Origin of the sequence: Oerskovia sp. NPDC060338, from assembly GCF_042726295.1 — a bacterium.
GTDB classification, from domain to species: domain Bacteria; phylum Actinomycetota; class Actinomycetes; order Actinomycetales; family Cellulomonadaceae; genus Oerskovia; species Oerskovia merdavium.
Genome location: NZ_JBHXCQ010000009.1, coordinates 159,306 through 175,032, shown reverse-complemented (window position 1 = coordinate 175,032; position 15,727 = coordinate 159,306). Strand labels below are relative to the sequence as shown.

Below are 15,727 nucleotides of genomic sequence, written 5' to 3'. Positions count from 1 at the left end.
AGGGAGCTCAATGAAACCGGTCGTCCAGCGCCGCCCCGCGACCCCCCGTCGCGGCGCACTGCCTTCATCCCGGGTCCTGGCCGCCTCGATCGCCGCACTGGCGCTCGTGGGCACAGGCCTCGTCTCCGTCCCTGCCGGCGCGGCCCCCGCCGCGCCGGCATCGACGTCGCTCGCGGCAGCAGCAGCCGCACCCAAGCCCGTGACCCCTGAGGTCCCCGTCGACGCGGCCGGCAAGCCGCTCGGCGCGATCACCCAGGTCACGGCAGTCGGCAACAAGGTCACTCTCACGGCGGGCACCGGCGCCTACCGTGTGACGTTCCTCGACGACGAGACGCTGCGCGTCGAGGCCGACCCCTCGGGGACGTTCTCCGACCCGGCGAACACGCCCCAGGGCGACGCGACGCGCACGGCGAACATCGTCGTCGGGCTCGACGAGTTCGCCGGCACCACCCCGACCGTGACCGAGGGCGCGACCATCACGCTCGCGACCGCGAAGGTCACCCTGAAGATCGACAAGGCGACGGGCCGCATGACGCTCGTGCGTGCCGACGGCTCGGTCGTCTGGGACGAGTCGGCGCCCCTGACGTTCGGCGCCTCCTCGGCGACCCAGCACCTGCGCACCGCCGCGGCAGAGCAGTTCCTCGGCGGCGGCATGCAGAACGGCCGCTCGATCCACACGGGCGCGACCATCAACATCGCGCGGAACTTCGACTGGGACGACGACGGCTACCCCAACGCGGTGCCGTACTACATGACGTCGAACGGCTACGGAGCGCTGCGCAACACGTTCGCCCGAGGGACCTACGCCTTCACGGACGAGGCCACGACGACCCACGAGGAGCGGCGCTTCGACGCCTACTACTTCGTGGGCGACTACAAGGGTGCGCTCGACGGGTACACCCAGCTCACGGGCCGCCCCCTTATGCCGCCCGTCTACGCGCTCGAGTACGGGGACGCCGACTGCTACAACCGCTCGAACCCGACGTACTCGTCGTCGGGCTTCGGTGACCCCGAGGGGATCAAGCAGAAGACCCCGCAGGCCGCCGTCACGGCCGCGCGGTTCAAGGAGAACGACATGCCGGCGGGCTGGATGCTCGTCAACGACGGCTACGGCTGCGAGTACCAGGACCTGCCGGAGACGGTCGCCCAGATCGCCGAGGACTCGGACCTGGTCACGGGCCTGTGGACCCAGCGTTCGCTCACGAACCAGGAGTACGAGGTCGGCGAGGCGGGCGTGCGCATGCGCAAGCTCGACGTCGCGTGGGTCGGCAACGGCTACCGCCTGGCGCTGACGGGCTGCGAGTCCGCCTACAAGGGTTTCGAGGACTACTCGGACGCGCGCGGCACGTCCCTCATGGTCGAGGGGTGGGCCGGGTCGCAGCGTTGCGGCATGCAGTGGACGGGTGACCACTCGGGCAACCTCGACGCGGTGCGCTGGCAGATCTCGGCGCTCACGGGGGCCGGGAACTCCGGGCTCGCGTTCAGCACGGGCGACGTCGACGGGATCTTCGGTGGGTCCACGAAGTCCTACGTGCGCGACCTGCAGTGGAAGGCCTTCGCGCCCGCGCTGTACTCGATGAGCGGCTGGGCCTCGGTCGACAAGCGGCCGTGGCTCTACGGCGACGAGGCCACCGAGATCAACCGCAAGTACCTCCAGCTGCGGCAGAAGCTCATGCCGTACATCTACACGCTCGCGGCCGGGTCCCACGAGTCGGGCACACCGATGATGCGCTCGCTCGCGCTCGAGTACCCCCAGGACCCCATGTCCTACGGGGCCGAGGCGAACAACGAGTTCCTGCTCGGCGAGGACTTCCTCGTCGCGCCGGTGTTCTCCGACTCGGAGATCCGCAACGGGATCTACCTGCCCGAGGGGCGCTGGGTCGACTACTGGACGGGCGACGTGCTCGACGGCGGTCGCGTGCTCAACGGGTACAGCGCCCCGCTCGACACGCTGCCCGTGTTCGTGCGGGCCGGAGCGGTCGTCCCGCAGGGCATGGTGGCGCGCAACGCGTCGCTCGTGCCCGAGGACTCGGCGATCACGCTCGACGTCTACCCCCAGGGCGACGAGAGCTTCACGCTCTACGAGGACGACAAGCTCACCCGCGCCTACAAGGACGACGCGACGTCGTCGCAGGAGCTCACGGTCTCTGCGCCCGAGCAGGACGGCGGCGACGTGACCGTCACGATCGGCGAGCGGGTCGGGGACTACGCGGGCAAGGCTGCGGCGCGCCCGTACCTGCTCGACGTCCACACCGGCTCGGCGCCCTCGGGCGTCACGGTCGGGGGAGCGGTGCTCACGCAGGTCGGCGACGCCGCAGCCCTCGAGTCCGCCTCGACGGGCTGGTTCTACGACGCGTCCGCACCGGGTGGGGTGGTGCGCGTCAAGCTCGGCGCGATCGCCTCGGACGCCTCGGCGACGGTCGTCCTGGCCGGGACCAGCGCGGTCGGCGGCAAGGACTCCGACGCGGGCCGCGCCTCGGTGACCGTGGGCCTCGCGGCCCAGGTCTTCCAGGGCCAGGAGACGACGGCGGAGCTCACCTTCACCAACACCGGCACCAAGGCCAAGACCGACCTGGTGATCGAACCCGTCCTCCCGCAGGGCTGGACGCTCGTGAGCAGCACCGGGACGACCGCTGCCTCGGTCGCACCGGGGGCGAGCGTGACGGCTCGCGTGGTGGTCTCGCCGGCCGCGGGCTCCGCGGCCGGGCAGCAGACCGTGGGCGCTCGTGCGACCTACCGCGACGCGGCGGGCGACGAGCGCACGGTGTCGGGGGCCAACCAGCTCTACGTCGCCTACGGCACCCTCGCGGCGGCGTTCAACCACGTCTCGGTCACGTCGCTCGCGACCAAGGACGCCGGCAACTTCGACGGCGGGGGAGCGTCGTTCTCGGAGGACGCGCTCGCGGCGGCCGGGGCCACGTGGGGCGATCCCCTGACCGTGACGAGCGGCGAGGACACCGTCGAGTACACGTGGCCCGCGGCAGCACCGGGGGTCGCGAACTCGATGGCCCTCGACGGGCAGACGGTCGCGCTCTCGGGCAAGGGGACGCATCTCGCGTTCCTCGGCTCGGCGTCCGCCGGTGCCGGGGTCACTCCCGAGGTGACCATCACCTATGCGGACGGCACCACGTCCAAGCAGTCGTTCTTCTTCCCGAACTGGCTGCTCCAGGGCGGCCTGAACGGGTCGAGCGTCGCGGTCGCGAGCCAGGGCCGCAACAACAAGAACAACCCGGCGGGCTACGAGTACCCGACGTACAAGTACCAGGTCTACTCCGACACCGTGATCCTCAACCCGGCCAAGGAGCTGCGGTCCGTCACGTTCCCGGTGCAGACCAACGCCAAGCTGTTCGCGATGAAGGTCGCCACGCTCGGTCTGCCGGACGCCCCGCAGGGGACGGTCTGGGCCTCCGACCTCACGTGGACGTCGGCGACCAACGGCTACGGCGTGATCGGCAAGGACGTCGCCAACAAGGACTCGGCCTCGTCCCCGGACAAGCCGCTCGTCATCAACACGACGCCCGAGCTCAAGAAGACCTACGCCAAGGGCCTGGGGGTGCACGCGGCGTCGAAGGTCACGTACTACCTCGGCGGGCAGTGCACGGCGTTCACCGCGGACGCCGGGCTCGAGGACCCCTTCAAGGGGTCGGTGATCTTCAAGGTCGACGTCGACGGTGCCAACAAGTACCAGGGCACCACGTTCCAGGCGGGCTTCCCGACCGAGCAGGTCTCGGTCGACGTCACGGGCGCCCAGTACGTCGACCTGGTCGTCGACCCGACGAGCCCCGGTGCCATCAACGGGGCGCACGGCGTGTGGGGCGACGCGAGGTTCACGTGCGCCGAGCCCGCCCCGGAGATCGCCTTCTCGGCCGAGGCCTCGGCCAAGCGCAGCGGCGCGACGGTGCTGCTCTCGGTGCGCACGGTCAACGAGGAGGACGTCCCGGTCAACGTCGTCGTCACGACGTCCTACGGCACCAAGACGTTCGTCGGGGTGCTGCCGGGCAAGAGCGCGAGTCAGAGCTTCAACGCTCGGGCAGCGACGATCCCCGCGGGCGAGGCCACGGTCACCGTGACCAGGACGGTGGACGGAAAGAAGGTGAGCGTCGACCGGACCGTCGCGTACGACGGGGTCGGCTGACCCCAGGGGGTGACGGGGACGCCGCCGGTCGGGCCGAGGACCGACCGGCGGCGTCCCCCGGGACCCCCCACGGCTCGGAGGCCGGTTCGTCCGGCCTCCGGCCTCGTGTCACCCTGGCGGTCAGGGCCGAGACAGTGGAGACTGGCTCGTGGGCGTCCCTCGGGAGGCCCCCTGACCGTCGTCGCACCGGAAGCACCACGCTACGGACCGTGGGAGCCCCGGGCGAGGCACGAGGGAATCCCCCGCGCTGCTCGCAGGGCGGGGGTACCGCATAGAGGTGTGCGGGAGGGAGAGGCGCCGGTTGCCACTGGGGGCGAACGGCGCCTCTCGCATGTCCGGAGCAGGAGGAAGCGCCCGCCCGACGGCGACGCGCACCCCGACCGGTGCGTACGCGGGACGCGCGGCCTCAGCCGCGCGGCGCGCGCAGGGCGACCATCTGGTCGATCAGGGCGAGGAGGTCGTCGATCGACCCGCCCTCGGGGGTCGCGGCGCTCGCGGGCGAGGCGCCGCTCGCGAAGTGCTCGCTCGCCTGGGCGTAGAGGCCGTCGCCGATGAGCATGATCGCGCGGGTCAGCACAGGGTCCCCGACGACGTCGAGCACGGCTCCGGCCCAGGCGTCGTGCGCGTCGTCGAGCGCGGCGCGCGCCTGCGGGTAGCTGCCCTGCGCGAGCCGCGAGACCGCGACGTACACGAGCTCGAAGTGGCTGTCGGAGTCGGCCGACGTGCGGATGAAGTAGTCCACGGGGCCCTCGGGGGCTGCGCGCATGGCCTCGACGTCGGCGGCCGTGAGGTCGCGCAGGTGCTCCATGAGCCCCTCGGCCAGCGCGACCTTGGACCCGAAGTGGTAGAGCAGGCCGCCCTTGGACACGCCGGCCTCTGCGGCCACCGCGTCGAGCGTGGTCGCGCGCTCTCCCTGGGTCACGAGCAGGGTGGCGAAGGCTTCGAGGACCTTGGCGCGAGCGGCGGGGGGCGGCGGCATCTTGAAAGTGTACCGACCGGACGGTTACTATACCGTCTGGACGGTTGGTAGTCCGGCGCCACAGCGCCGCCCCAGCCGTCCTCGTACGTGAAAGGACGCTCCCGTGACTCTCGTCCAGGACAACCGGACGCCCCGGGACCCGAACGGCCCCGTCGGCGCACCGCAGGACCTCGTGACACCTACCGGTGGCACGCCCCTGACCCGCAACCGCCGGTGGGTCGCGCTCGCCGTGCTCATGCTCCCCGTGCTGCTCGTCTCGATCGACAACACGGTGCTGACGTTCGCCCTGCCGCAGATCTCCGAGGCGCTGCGCCCCACGGGCACCCAGCTGCTGTGGATGATCGACGTCTACCCGCTCGTGCTCGCGGGGCTGCTGGTCTCGATGGGCTCGTTCGCGGACCGGATCGGTCGGCGCAGGCTCCTGCTCGTCGGCGCGGTCGGGTTCGCGCTGCTCTCCGTGGTCGCGGCCTACGCACCGAGCGCCGAGGCGCTCATCGCCTCGCGCGCGGGGCTCGGGTTCTTCGGCGCCATGATCATGCCGCCCACGCTCTCGCTGCTGCGCAACATCTTCACCGACCGTGAGGAGCGTCGGCTCGCGATCGCGATCTGGGCCGCCGGCTTCGCCGCGGGCAACGCGATCGGACCCATCGCGGGCGGCTTCCTGCTCGAGCACGCCTGGTGGGGCTCGGTCTTCCTGCTGGCCGTGCCGGTCCTCGTGCTGCTCCTCGTGCTCGCGCCGGTCTTCGTGCCCGAGTCCAAGGACTCGAACCCTGGCCGCGTCGACGTGGTCTCGATCGCGCTCTCGATGGCGACCATGGCGCCGATCGTGCTCGGCATCAAGACGCTCGCGAAGTCCGGTCCCAGCGCTCTGGCCTTCGGTGCGCTCGTGCTCGGCCTCGTCGCGGGCTGGGCCTTCGTGCGCCGTCAGCTCGGGCGCCCGGACCCCATGATCGACGTCCGGCTGTTCCGCCGGGGTGAGTTCTCGGGGGCCGTCGTCATCAACCTGCTCTCGGTGTTCTCGCTCGTGGGCTTCCTGTTCTTCGTGTCCCAGGACGTGCAGCTCGTGCTGGGGCTGAGCCCCGTCAGGGCCGGCTACGCCCTGCTGCCCGGGCTGGCCGCGATGATCGTCGCCGGCCTCCTGGTGGTCCGGGTCGTGCGCAAGGTCCGTCCGGCGTACGTCGTGGCCGTCGCGATCCTCTTCGCCGCCGCGGGGTACGCGATGGTCGCGCTGACCGCGGGCACGAGCACCTTGACCGGGCTCGTGGTCGCGTTCGTGATCCTCGCGACCGGGATCGGCGCCGCGGAGACCGTGTCGAACGACCTGATCGTCTCGGCGGTCCCTGCGGACAAGGCGGGCGCGGCCTCGGCCATCTCCGAGACCGCGTACGAGGTCGGGGCGGTGCTCGGCACCGCGGTGCTGGGCAGCATCCTCACGGCCTCGTACCACCGCAACGTCGTCGTGCCCGACGGCGTGCCCGCCGCGGACGCGACGGCGGCCGCGGAGACGCTCGGGGGTGCCACGCAGGTGGCGCAGACCCTGCCGGCCGAGCAGGCGCAGGCGCTGCTCGCCTCTGCCCACGAGGCGTTCGGCAGCGGCGTCGGCACCACGTCCTGGATCGGCTTCGGGCTCATGCTCGTGGCGTCGGTCATCGCGCTCGTGGCCCTGCGCCCGGCGCGGTCGTGAGATTCACCCGGATGCCGGCGAGCGTGCCCGCTGGCATCCGGGCGCCCGATCGGCAAGGGTGAGAGGTGATGAATCGTCCCCGTCGTACCCCGCCCCGCTGGGTCCGCTACACGCTGTCCGCCCTCGCTCTGCTCGTCCCGTGCGTGGTGTTCGGCGTGACCACCGCGACCGCCAACCTCAGCCTGGGGCCGCACGAGGCCCGGTACGAGGTGTCGACCGACAGCCTCGTGGTGGTCGACCTGGGCCCGCTCGGGACGCTCGAGATCGACTCGCCGCTCCCCGCCGGGCTCGGCGCGCGGATCACGGTCGAGGAGATCCCCGCGGACCTCACGGCCTTCGACCAGGCCACGACGATCGCGGCCCTCACGCAGGACCTCCAGGGATACCTGCAGTTCTTCGGCGGTCCGCAGGACACGATCGAGCAGGTCACGCGCAGCCTCGTGGCCGACGCCGCGCGTCGGACGGGCCTCGCGGTCCTCGTGGTCGCGGCCGCCGGCACGGGGCTCTACTTCCTCCTGGGGGGTTCCCGACGGCGAGAGCTCGGTGACGTCCTCGCGCCGAGGACGTGGGAGATCACCGCGGGCGTCGTGGTGGTCACGCTCGTCTTCGGCGCGCTGTCCGCGTCGGCCGAGGAGCCCGCTGCCACCGATTCGCGGCCGGCCTCCGCGGTCTTCGCGGGCACCCCGCTCGAGGGAGCCCGGATCACGGGGCGTCTCGCCGGGGTCGTCGACACCTACGGCGGCATGCTCATGAACGCCTACAAGGACAACGAGGCCTTCTACGCGCGCGCGAACACCGCGCTGGGCGTCGCGTGGGACGAGCGCGACGTGCTCGAGGAGGCGGCGACCGCCCAGCGGGAGGCCGAGGAGCAGGCCGCACGGGACGCGGCGACCGAGCCGCCCGCGGACGGCGAGCCGGGCGCCGACGGCGAGGCCACGGGCGAGGCGGCGGGCGCCGACGGCGAGGCCGCAGACCCTGCCGGTGCTGCGCCGTCGGGCAGCGAGGGCGACCAGGCGACCGACGGCACGGGCGACGCCGGAGCACGCCGGGGCGCGACCCCCACGGGCGGGCCGACCGAGTCGCCCACCCCGACCCCCGAGGACGAGCTCGTCTCGATGCTCGTGGTGAGCGACCTGCACTGCAACATCGGGATGACCCCGCTGATCCGGACCGCGGCCGAGCGCTCCGGGGCGAGCATCGTGCTCAACGCCGGCGACACGACCATGAACGGCACGAGCGTCGAGCAGTTCTGCGTCAACTCGTTCACGTCCGCGGTCCCCGACGGCGCCACGATGGTCGTCGCGGACGGGAACCACGACAGCGTCGAGACCTCGGCGCAGGAGCGCAAGCGAGGCGTCAAGATCCTCGACGGCGACGTGATCGAGGTCGACGGGGTCCGCATCCTCGGCGACCGCGACGCGCTCGAGACGAGGATTGGCTCCGGGTCCAAGGCAGCCCGCCCCGAGACGCCCGCCGAGCAGGCCGAGCGGCTCGCGCAGACCGCGTGCGACGCGAAGGACGGGATCGACCTCCTGCTCGTCCACTCGCCGCGGGCCGGGAACGAGGCCCTCGAGACGGGGTGCGTCCCGCTGCAGGTCTCGGGCCACACGCACCGTCGCAGCGGGCCCGAGCAGTTCGGCCTGGGGATCCGGTACGTCAACGCGAGCACCGCGGGGGCCGAGTCGGGCGAGCCGACCGTCGGGCCGCTCAAGGGGGTCGCGGAGATGACCGTCCTGCGCTTCGACCCCGTGCTGCACGAGTTCGTCGACTGGCAGCTCGTGCAGGTCTTCCCCGACGGTTCCGCGCAGGTGAGCGCCCGCGAGACGTTCCCCGTCCCGGTGCCCGAGGAGGTCCTCGACGAAGGGGCCGAGGGGACCGAGGAGCCGGACGGCACCGGTGCCGGCGAGGGCACCGACAGCACCGGGGGTGCCGACGTCCCGGACGATGCGGGAATGACCGACGGGGCGCCCGCGGCGACCATCGCGGACGACTCCGCGAAGGAGGAGTGAGGGGCTCGTGCGCGACTCCGACGGAGCGGGTGAATCGACCGGTGCTGGTCCGGCCCCCGACCTCGGACGCGGCAGAATACGCGGTATGAGCAGAGGTGCCCGGTGGATCCTCGTCGCGATCGTCGCGGCGCTGGTGATCGTGCTCGCGGGACCCTACGTGGTCGCCCGGCTCTCTGCCGGCACCGCCCCGCCGCCGCTCGGGCTCCAGACCCCGGGCGAGACGGTCTCGCCGACCGCCACCCCGGACCCCGGTCCGTTCGACCCCGACGGCACCTGGGCCGTGAGCGCGGGGTCGCAGGCGGGATATCGCGTCGAGGAAGTGCTCAGCGGGGAGAAGGGCACGGTCGTGGGGCGGACCGAGGAGGTCGGCGGGACGCTGGTCGTGACGGGCGGCGAGCTCGTCCGGGCCGAGATCACGGTCAGGACGGCGTCGATCGCGAGCAGCAGCGTGGTGCGCGACGACGCGTTCCGGCGACTGCTCGAGACCGACGTGTTCCCCGATGCGGTGTTCATCCTCACCGAGCCCGTCGACCTCGAGGGCATCGAGGAGCGCGACGAGCCCCTCACGGTCCAGGCGCGGGGGACGTTGACGATCCGCGACGTGACCGAGCCCGTGACCGTGACGCTCGAGGCGCGGCGCTCGGGTGACGGGGTCCAGGTCAGCGGTGCGATCCCCGTGACGTTCGTCGACTACGGGGTGAACCTGCCCGAGCTGCCGTTCGTGACGGTCGAGCCCTCGGGGACGGTCGAGATGCTGCTCGAGCTCGAACGGGTCGGCGCTGCGCCGACGCCGGACCCCACGTCCTCGACGGGAGCCGTCTCTCCCTGAGCCTCCTCGTCCCGTTCCTCGGGGACTCGACGTCACGCCTCGTTCGTGGTTAAAGTTCGGTATGCCGAACTTTGAACTTCGCACAGGGGTGAAAGGTCTCCTCGGGGGCCTGGCGGCCCTGCTCCTCGCCGCTGCGTGCACGGTCGACGCCGCGCAGGGCGAGCCCGCCGGAACCTCGGCCGAGGGTGCGGGGGCGAGCGACGCCGTCGGGCGCCTCGAGGTGCTGACGACCTTCACCGTCCTGGCCGACATGGCCCGCGAGGTCGGGGGAGAGCACGTCGAGGTCTCCTCGCTCACCAAGGTCGGAGCCGAGATCCACGGTTACGAGCCCACCCCCGCAGACCTGCGGCGCGCCGCGAGCGCGGACCTGGTCCTCGACAACGGGCTCGGGCTCGAGAAGTGGTTCGAGCCCTTTGTCGCACGCCTCGACGCGCCGCACGTCACGGTCTCCGACGGAGTCGACGTCCTCTCGATCGCCTCGGGCGCGTACGACGGGCGGCCCAACCCCCACGCCTGGATGTCGCCCGTGAACGGCGCGGTCTACGCGCGCAACATCGGAGAGGCCTTCGCTGCTGCGGACCCGGCGCACGCTGCGGACTATCGCGCGAACGCGGCCGACTACGCCGACCGCATCGAGGCCGTGGGGCGCGAGCTGGCCGCCGAGGTCGAGCAGGTGCCCGCCGGGTCGCGCGTCCTCGTGACGTGCGAGGGGGCGTTCTCCTACCTGGCGCGGGACGTCGGTCTCGACGAGAAGTTCCTGTGGCCCGTCAACGCCGACCAGCAGGGCACGCCCCAGCAGGTCGCGGGCGTGATCGACCACGTACGTGACAACGGCGTGCGCGCGGTGTTCTGCGAGACGACCGTCTCGGACTCCGCGCAGCGCCAGGTCGCCGCGGAGACGGGCGCGACGTACGCGGGCACGCTCTACGTCGACTCCCTCTCGCAGCCCGACGGCGACGTCCCCACCTACCTCGACCTGCTCACCTACGACGCGCGCGTCATCAGCGAGGGCCTGCGGGGTGAGTCGTGAGCGGGGTGTCGCCCGCAGGGGTGGCCGCGGCGGGTCTGTCGGCACGGAGCACCGGGCCCGCAGCCCTCGAGGTCCGCGGGCTCACGGTCCGCTACCGCGAGACGCTGGCCCTCGAGGACGTCGCGCTCTCGCTCGCCCCGGGCGCCGTGACCGGGCTCATCGGGGCCAACGGCTCGGGGAAGTCGACGCTCTTCCGGTCCGTCATGGGCATGACGCGCGGCAGCGGGGTCACCCAGGTGGGCGACGTCCGGATCTACGGCCGGGACGCCGACGCGGCCCGCAAGGAAGGGCTCGTGGGGTACGTCCCGCAGTCGGAGGACGTCGACTGGGCGTTCCCGGTCGACGTGCGAGACGTCGTGACCATGGGGCGCTACGGGGGCCTGGGGCCCACGCGCCGAGCGCGCGCCGAGGACCGCCGCGCCGTGGCCGACGCCCTGGACCGCGTGGGGCTCGCCGACCTCGCGCACCGTCAGATCGGGCGGTTGTCCGGCGGGCAGCGCAAGCGGGTCTTCGTGGCGCGCGCGATCGCGCAGGGCGCGCGGCTCCTGCTGCTCGACGAGCCCTTCGCCGGGGTCGACAAGGTGTCGGAGGCCCAGATCACCTCGGTGCTGCGGAGCCTCGCCGCCGCGGGCTGCGCCGTGCTCGTCTCGACGCACGACCTCGCGTCCCTGCCGGACCTCGTGGACGACGCGATCCTGCTCCAGCGCCGCATCATCATGACCGGGCCGCCCGACGTGGTGCTGCGCCCCGAGAACCTCGCCCGCACGTTCGGGATCGACCCGCTCGCCTCGGCGCGCCGCGAGAGCGCCGACGGCGGCACCCACGGCGCCGGTGCCGCGGACCTGGCCCCGGCCGCCGACGCCCCGTCCGAAGGAGCAGCCCGTTGAACCCCGTCGACCTCCTCACGAGCGCGGGGGACTGGCTCGCCGCGCCCCTCGGGTACGAGTTCGTACAGCGCGCGCTGCTCGTCGCGGTCGTCGCGAGCATCGTGTGCGCGCTCCTGAGCTGCTGGCTCATCATGATCGGCTGGTCGCTGCTGGGTGACGCGGTCTCGCACGCGGTGCTGCCGGGCGTGGTCCTGTCGTACGTGGTCGGCGTGCCGTTCGCGATCGGGGCGCTCGTGTTCGGCGTCGGCGCGGTCGCGCTGATCGGGACCGTGCGCGACACGAGCCGGCTCAAAGAGGACGCGGCGATCGGCGTGGTCTTCACGACGTTGTTCGCGATCGGGATCGTGCTCATCTCGGTCACGCCGAGCCAGATCGACCTGGGTCACATCCTGTTCGGCAACATGCTGGGCATCACGGACACGGACCTGTGGCAGGTCGTGGTGCTGGGCGCGCTGACGACCGTGGTGCTCGTGCTCAAGCGGCGCGACCTCACGCTGTTCGCGTTCGACCCGGTGCACGCGCACGCCGTCGGGATCTCGCCGCGCCGGCTGTCCGCGCTGCTCCTGGGGTCCCTCGCGCTGACCGTGGTGGTCGCGCTCCAGGCGGTCGGGGTCGTGCTCGTGGTGGCCCTGGTCATCACGCCGGGTGCGACGGCCTACCTCCTGGTCGACCGCATGTCCCGGATGCTCGTGCTCGCCCCCGTGATCGCGGTCGGGTGCGCGGTCGTGGGCATCTACGCGAGCTACTACCTCGACACCGCGAGCGCCGCGACGATCGTCGTGGCGCAGGGGGTCGTGTTCGCGGTCGCGTACGTCGTGCACCTGGCGCGCCGTCCGCGTGCGGTGCCCCCGGCGGGCCCGACGACGGAGCGCGAGCCCGCGGAGCTGGTCGCCCGGTGACGCGGGGTGGCGAGGCAGGTGGGCCGGGCGTCGCGCACCCGGCGGACGCCGGTCCGTCCTCCGGTCCCTCCGGGGCTGGAGGAGGCCCGTGAAATAGAGTGGTCGCCGTGGACCATCCCCTCGACCTGACCTCCGTCGCCCAGGACTACCTCAAGGTGGTGTGGTCCGCGCAGGAGTGGTCCGACGAGCCGGTGACCACCAAGCTCCTCGCGGACCGGCTCGGCGTCGGGGCCTCGACCGTCTCGGAGACCGTGCGCCGCCTGTCCTCGCAGGGCCTGCTGGTGCACGCGCGCTACGGCGCGATCGAGCTCACGGACCTCGGGCGCTCGCACGCTGTCGCGATGGTCCGGCGGCACCGGATCCTCGAGACGTACCTGGTCTCCGAGCTGGGCTACTCGTGGGACGAGGTCCACGACGAGGCCGAGGTGCTCGAGCACGCGGTCTCGGACCTCATGCTCGACCGTATCGACGCCCTGCTCGGCCACCCCACGCGGGACCCGCACGGCGACCCGATCCCCACCGCGTCGGGGTTCGTGCCGCGCCCGGCGGCGATCAGGCTCTCGGAGCTCGACGCGGGGGCGTGCGCGGTCGTGGCGCGGATCTCGGACTCGGACCCGGACGTGCTGCGCTACCTGGCCGAGCTGGGCCTGGGGCTCGACGCCGAGGTCTGCGTGCACGAGCGACGCGAGTACGCGGGCACCATGGCGATCACGTGGGGGAGCGACGCGAGCCCGGTCCACCTGGGCCTGCCTGCGGCGTCGCGCGTGTGGGTCGTGCCCGCGCCTCTCGCCACGGATCCCGCCCCGGTCTAGACTGACGGTCTTCCCGCATCACGCTGCCGATGGCGCCGGCGTTGCGCTCGAAACGATTCGATCCTTGCAACGACACCCTTGAAGGGGGCGCCTTGACCGTCGACAGCACCGGCCTGCCCGGGACGACCGACACCCGCTCCGACGCGCCCGTCCCGGGCGCGGACCGCCGTCGGGCGGGCGCCACCGGCGCACCCCGTGGAACCCGGACCGCGGGGCTCGCGCTGCTCGCGCTCGCCGTGGGCGGCTTCACGATCGGCACCACCGAGTTCGCGACCATGGGCCTGCTGCCCGACATCGCCGCCGCGTTCGACGCCTCCATCCCGCTGACCGGGCACGCGATCACGGCCTACGCCGTGGGCGTCGTGGTCGGCGCGCCGCTCCTGACCGTGCTCGCCGCGCGCGTCTCGCGCAAGAAGCTCCTCGTGGGCCTCATGCTCGCCTACACGCTCGGCAACGTGCTGTCCGCAGCAGCCCCCAGCCTCGAGTGGCTCATCGCGGGCCGCTTCTTCGCAGGCCTGCCGCACGGCGCGTTCTTCGGTGTCGGGGCGGCCGTCGGGGCCGCCGTGGCGGGGCCCGGCCGTCGCGGGCACGCCGTGGCCATGATGATGACCGGGCTCACGGTCGCTAACGTCGTCGGCGTCCCGCTCTCGACCTTCGCCGGGCAGGTGCTCGGGTGGCGTGCGGCGTTCGTGCTCATCGGCCTCCTGGGCGGCCTCACGCTCCTCGCGCTGTGGCGCTGGGTCCCGGCCGGGTCCGGCGACACCGGGTCGAGCGTGAGCCAGGAGCTCGCGGCGCTCAAGAACGGCGCGCTGTGGATCAGCTTCGTGGGTGGTGCGATCGGGTTCGGCGGCATGTTCGCCGTGTACTCCTACGTCGCACCGACCATGACCGAGGTCACGGGGCTCTCGCTCGGCGTGGTCCCCGTGGTCCTCGCGATCTTCGGGCTCGGCATGACGCTCGGTACCGTCGTGGGCGGCCGGCTCGCCGACAAGGACGTCCTGCGCACGGTCTGGATCGGGTTCGGCTCGACGGTGGCCGCGCTCGTCGCGTTCGCGCTCACGGGCCAGAGCCCCGTGCCCGCGGTCGCGTCCCTGTTCCTGCTGGGCGTGACCTCCCAGATCCTGGGGCTCGCGCTCCAGACCCGCCTCATGGACCTCTCGCCCGACGCCCCCTCGCTCGGCGCCGCGCTGTGCCACTCGGCGCTCAACGTGGGCAACGCCAACGGGGCGTTCCTGGGCGGGCTCGTGATCGCCGCGGGCTGGGGCTACCTCGCCCCGGCCTGGACGGGGCTCGCACTGACGCTCGTGGGGCTCGCGATCATCGTGGCGTTCGGTCGCCAGCGCGTCACGCACGTCCGCGAGGACGAGGTCCCGGCGGACGCGCCCGTCGAGGAGGTCGTCGCCGCGTCCTGAGGCGGCGGCCGCCCGCGGGCGGAGCCTCTCGGGTGCACGACGCCCGACGGCGCAGCCCGCCTCGCGACGTGCCGCCCGCCGACGAGCGCAGCGCGGCCCACGCCGACACCGGCGAACCGTGACACGTCCAGCCAAACCTCAGAGTTCGCCGGTACCTTGGGCCCACCTGTGTGCCGGAAGTGCACGCGCAGACCCTTCAGGAGCGGTTCGTGAGCGAGAGCCCCACCCGTCCTTCCCGTGCCGGGCGTACCCCGGCAGCCGGCACGCAACGCCCCGACGCCGGGGCGGCGCTGCCCGACGCCGACGCCAAGAACCTCTCGCCCCGAGCGTTCGGGTGGATCCTCGTCGTGGCGGGTGCGGTCGGCCTGGTCGGAGCCGCCTGGCTCGCGATCGAGAAGTACCTCAAGCTCATCGACCCGAACCACGTCGCGTCGTGCTCGCTCAACCCGTTCCTCGACTGCGGGCCCGCGATGGCCTCGTGGCAGGGGACCCTGCTCGGGTTCCCCAACCCCTACCTGGGGGTCGCGGCCTTCCCCGTGGTCATGACGATCGGCGTCGTCGTGCTGACCGGTGCGCGTCTGCCGCGCTGGTTCTGGCTCACGATGCTCGCCGTCACGACGGTCGCGATGGGGCTCATCCTCTTCCTCGTGTGGACCAGCCTCTACGTGCTCGTCGTGCTCTGCCCCTTCTGCATGGTCGTGTGGGCCGCGATGATCCCGCTGTTCTGGTACCAGGTCGTGCACGCCGTGCAGGAGGGGTACCTCAAGGTCGGCGAGGGCGTGAAGCGGCTGGTCGTCGACAACCGCGGGATCCTGCTCGCCGTGCTGTACGTCCTCCTCGTCGCCTGGGTCTTCCTCGAGATGGGCCCCACGATCGTCACCTACCTGCAGAGCACCTGATCGGCGGGCGGGGAGCCGAGCCGCTCCCAGCAGCTCCCGGCGGGTCCTGATCCCACCGGGCCGGTGGCCGGCACCACCGGCCCGGTGACCCTCCCCTGACGAGCCGTCGACGCACGCTCGGGGGTCCCGGACGGGTGGTGACCGGGCCGCTC

At 72.5% G+C, this 15,727-nt stretch carries 11 protein-coding genes; 10 read left to right on the top strand and 1 reads right to left on the bottom strand.

Annotation, left to right across the window (positions count from 1 at the left end):
• Nucleotides 1–10 precede the first annotated feature (10 nt).
• Nucleotides 11–4,135: an NPCBM/NEW2 domain-containing protein gene (locus ACFWGN_RS12775; RefSeq protein ID WP_377617242.1), complete on the top strand. Its 4,125-nt coding sequence runs from the start codon at nt 11–13 to the stop codon at nt 4,133–4,135.
• A gap of 406 nt (nt 4,136–4,541) precedes the next feature.
• Here the strand turns inward: ACFWGN_RS12775 and ACFWGN_RS12770 are convergent, their stop codons facing one another.
• Nucleotides 4,542–5,114: a TetR/AcrR family transcriptional regulator gene (locus tag ACFWGN_RS12770; RefSeq protein ID WP_377617240.1), complete on the bottom strand. Its 573-nt coding sequence runs from the start codon at nt 5,112–5,114 to the stop codon at nt 4,542–4,544.
• 172 nt (nt 5,115–5,286) lie between these two features.
• Between ACFWGN_RS12770 and ACFWGN_RS12765 the strand changes: the two genes are divergently transcribed.
• The 9 genes from ACFWGN_RS12765 to ACFWGN_RS12725 all read left to right on the top strand — a co-directional run bounded on the left by ACFWGN_RS12765 (nt 5,287) and on the right by ACFWGN_RS12725 (nt 15,575).
• The gene (locus tag ACFWGN_RS12765; protein WP_318244648.1) at nt 5,287–6,798 is read left to right on the top strand and encodes an MFS transporter; all 1,512 of its coding nucleotides are present in this window, start codon (nt 5,287–5,289) and stop codon (nt 6,796–6,798) included.
• Nucleotides 6,799–6,866: 68 nt separating this feature from the next.
• On the top strand, nt 6,867–8,807 hold the full coding sequence (locus tag ACFWGN_RS12760) for a metallophosphoesterase family protein (RefSeq protein ID WP_377617239.1): 1,941 nt from the start codon (nt 6,867–6,869) through the stop codon (nt 8,805–8,807).
• 85 nt (nt 8,808–8,892) lie between these two features.
• The gene (locus ACFWGN_RS12755) at nt 8,893–9,636 is read left to right on the top strand and encodes a YceI family protein (protein ID WP_377617237.1); all 744 of its coding nucleotides are present in this window, start codon (nt 8,893–8,895) and stop codon (nt 9,634–9,636) included.
• Between the two features lie 61 nt (nt 9,637–9,697).
• Nucleotides 9,698–10,666: a metal ABC transporter substrate-binding protein gene (locus ACFWGN_RS12750; RefSeq protein ID WP_377617236.1), complete on the top strand. Its 969-nt coding sequence runs from the start codon at nt 9,698–9,700 to the stop codon at nt 10,664–10,666.
• Nucleotides 10,667–10,671: 5 nt separating this feature from the next.
• Nucleotides 10,672–11,553 (top strand): metal ABC transporter ATP-binding protein, encoded by an 882-nt coding sequence (locus ACFWGN_RS12745; protein WP_377617325.1) that lies wholly within the window; start codon nt 10,672–10,674, stop codon nt 11,551–11,553.
• Nucleotides 11,550–12,452 (top strand): metal ABC transporter permease, encoded by a 903-nt coding sequence (locus ACFWGN_RS12740; RefSeq protein WP_377617235.1) that lies wholly within the window; start codon nt 11,550–11,552, stop codon nt 12,450–12,452. Before ACFWGN_RS12745 ends, ACFWGN_RS12740 begins: the two co-directional genes overlap by 4 nt.
• Before the next feature lie 107 nt (nt 12,453–12,559).
• The gene (locus tag ACFWGN_RS12735; protein ID WP_377617233.1) at nt 12,560–13,264 is read left to right on the top strand and encodes a metal-dependent transcriptional regulator; all 705 of its coding nucleotides are present in this window, start codon (nt 12,560–12,562) and stop codon (nt 13,262–13,264) included.
• 92 nt (nt 13,265–13,356) lie between these two features.
• A complete protein-coding gene (locus tag ACFWGN_RS12730) occupies nt 13,357–14,676 on the top strand; it encodes an MFS transporter (protein ID WP_377617231.1) in 1,320 nt (439 codons plus the stop codon).
• A 209-nt stretch (nt 14,677–14,885) separates the two neighbouring features.
• Complete coding sequence (locus tag ACFWGN_RS12725; RefSeq protein WP_377617229.1) at nt 14,886–15,575, top strand: vitamin K epoxide reductase family protein; 690 nt, start codon at nt 14,886–14,888, stop codon at nt 15,573–15,575.
• Nucleotides 15,576–15,727: the final 152 nt, after the last annotated feature.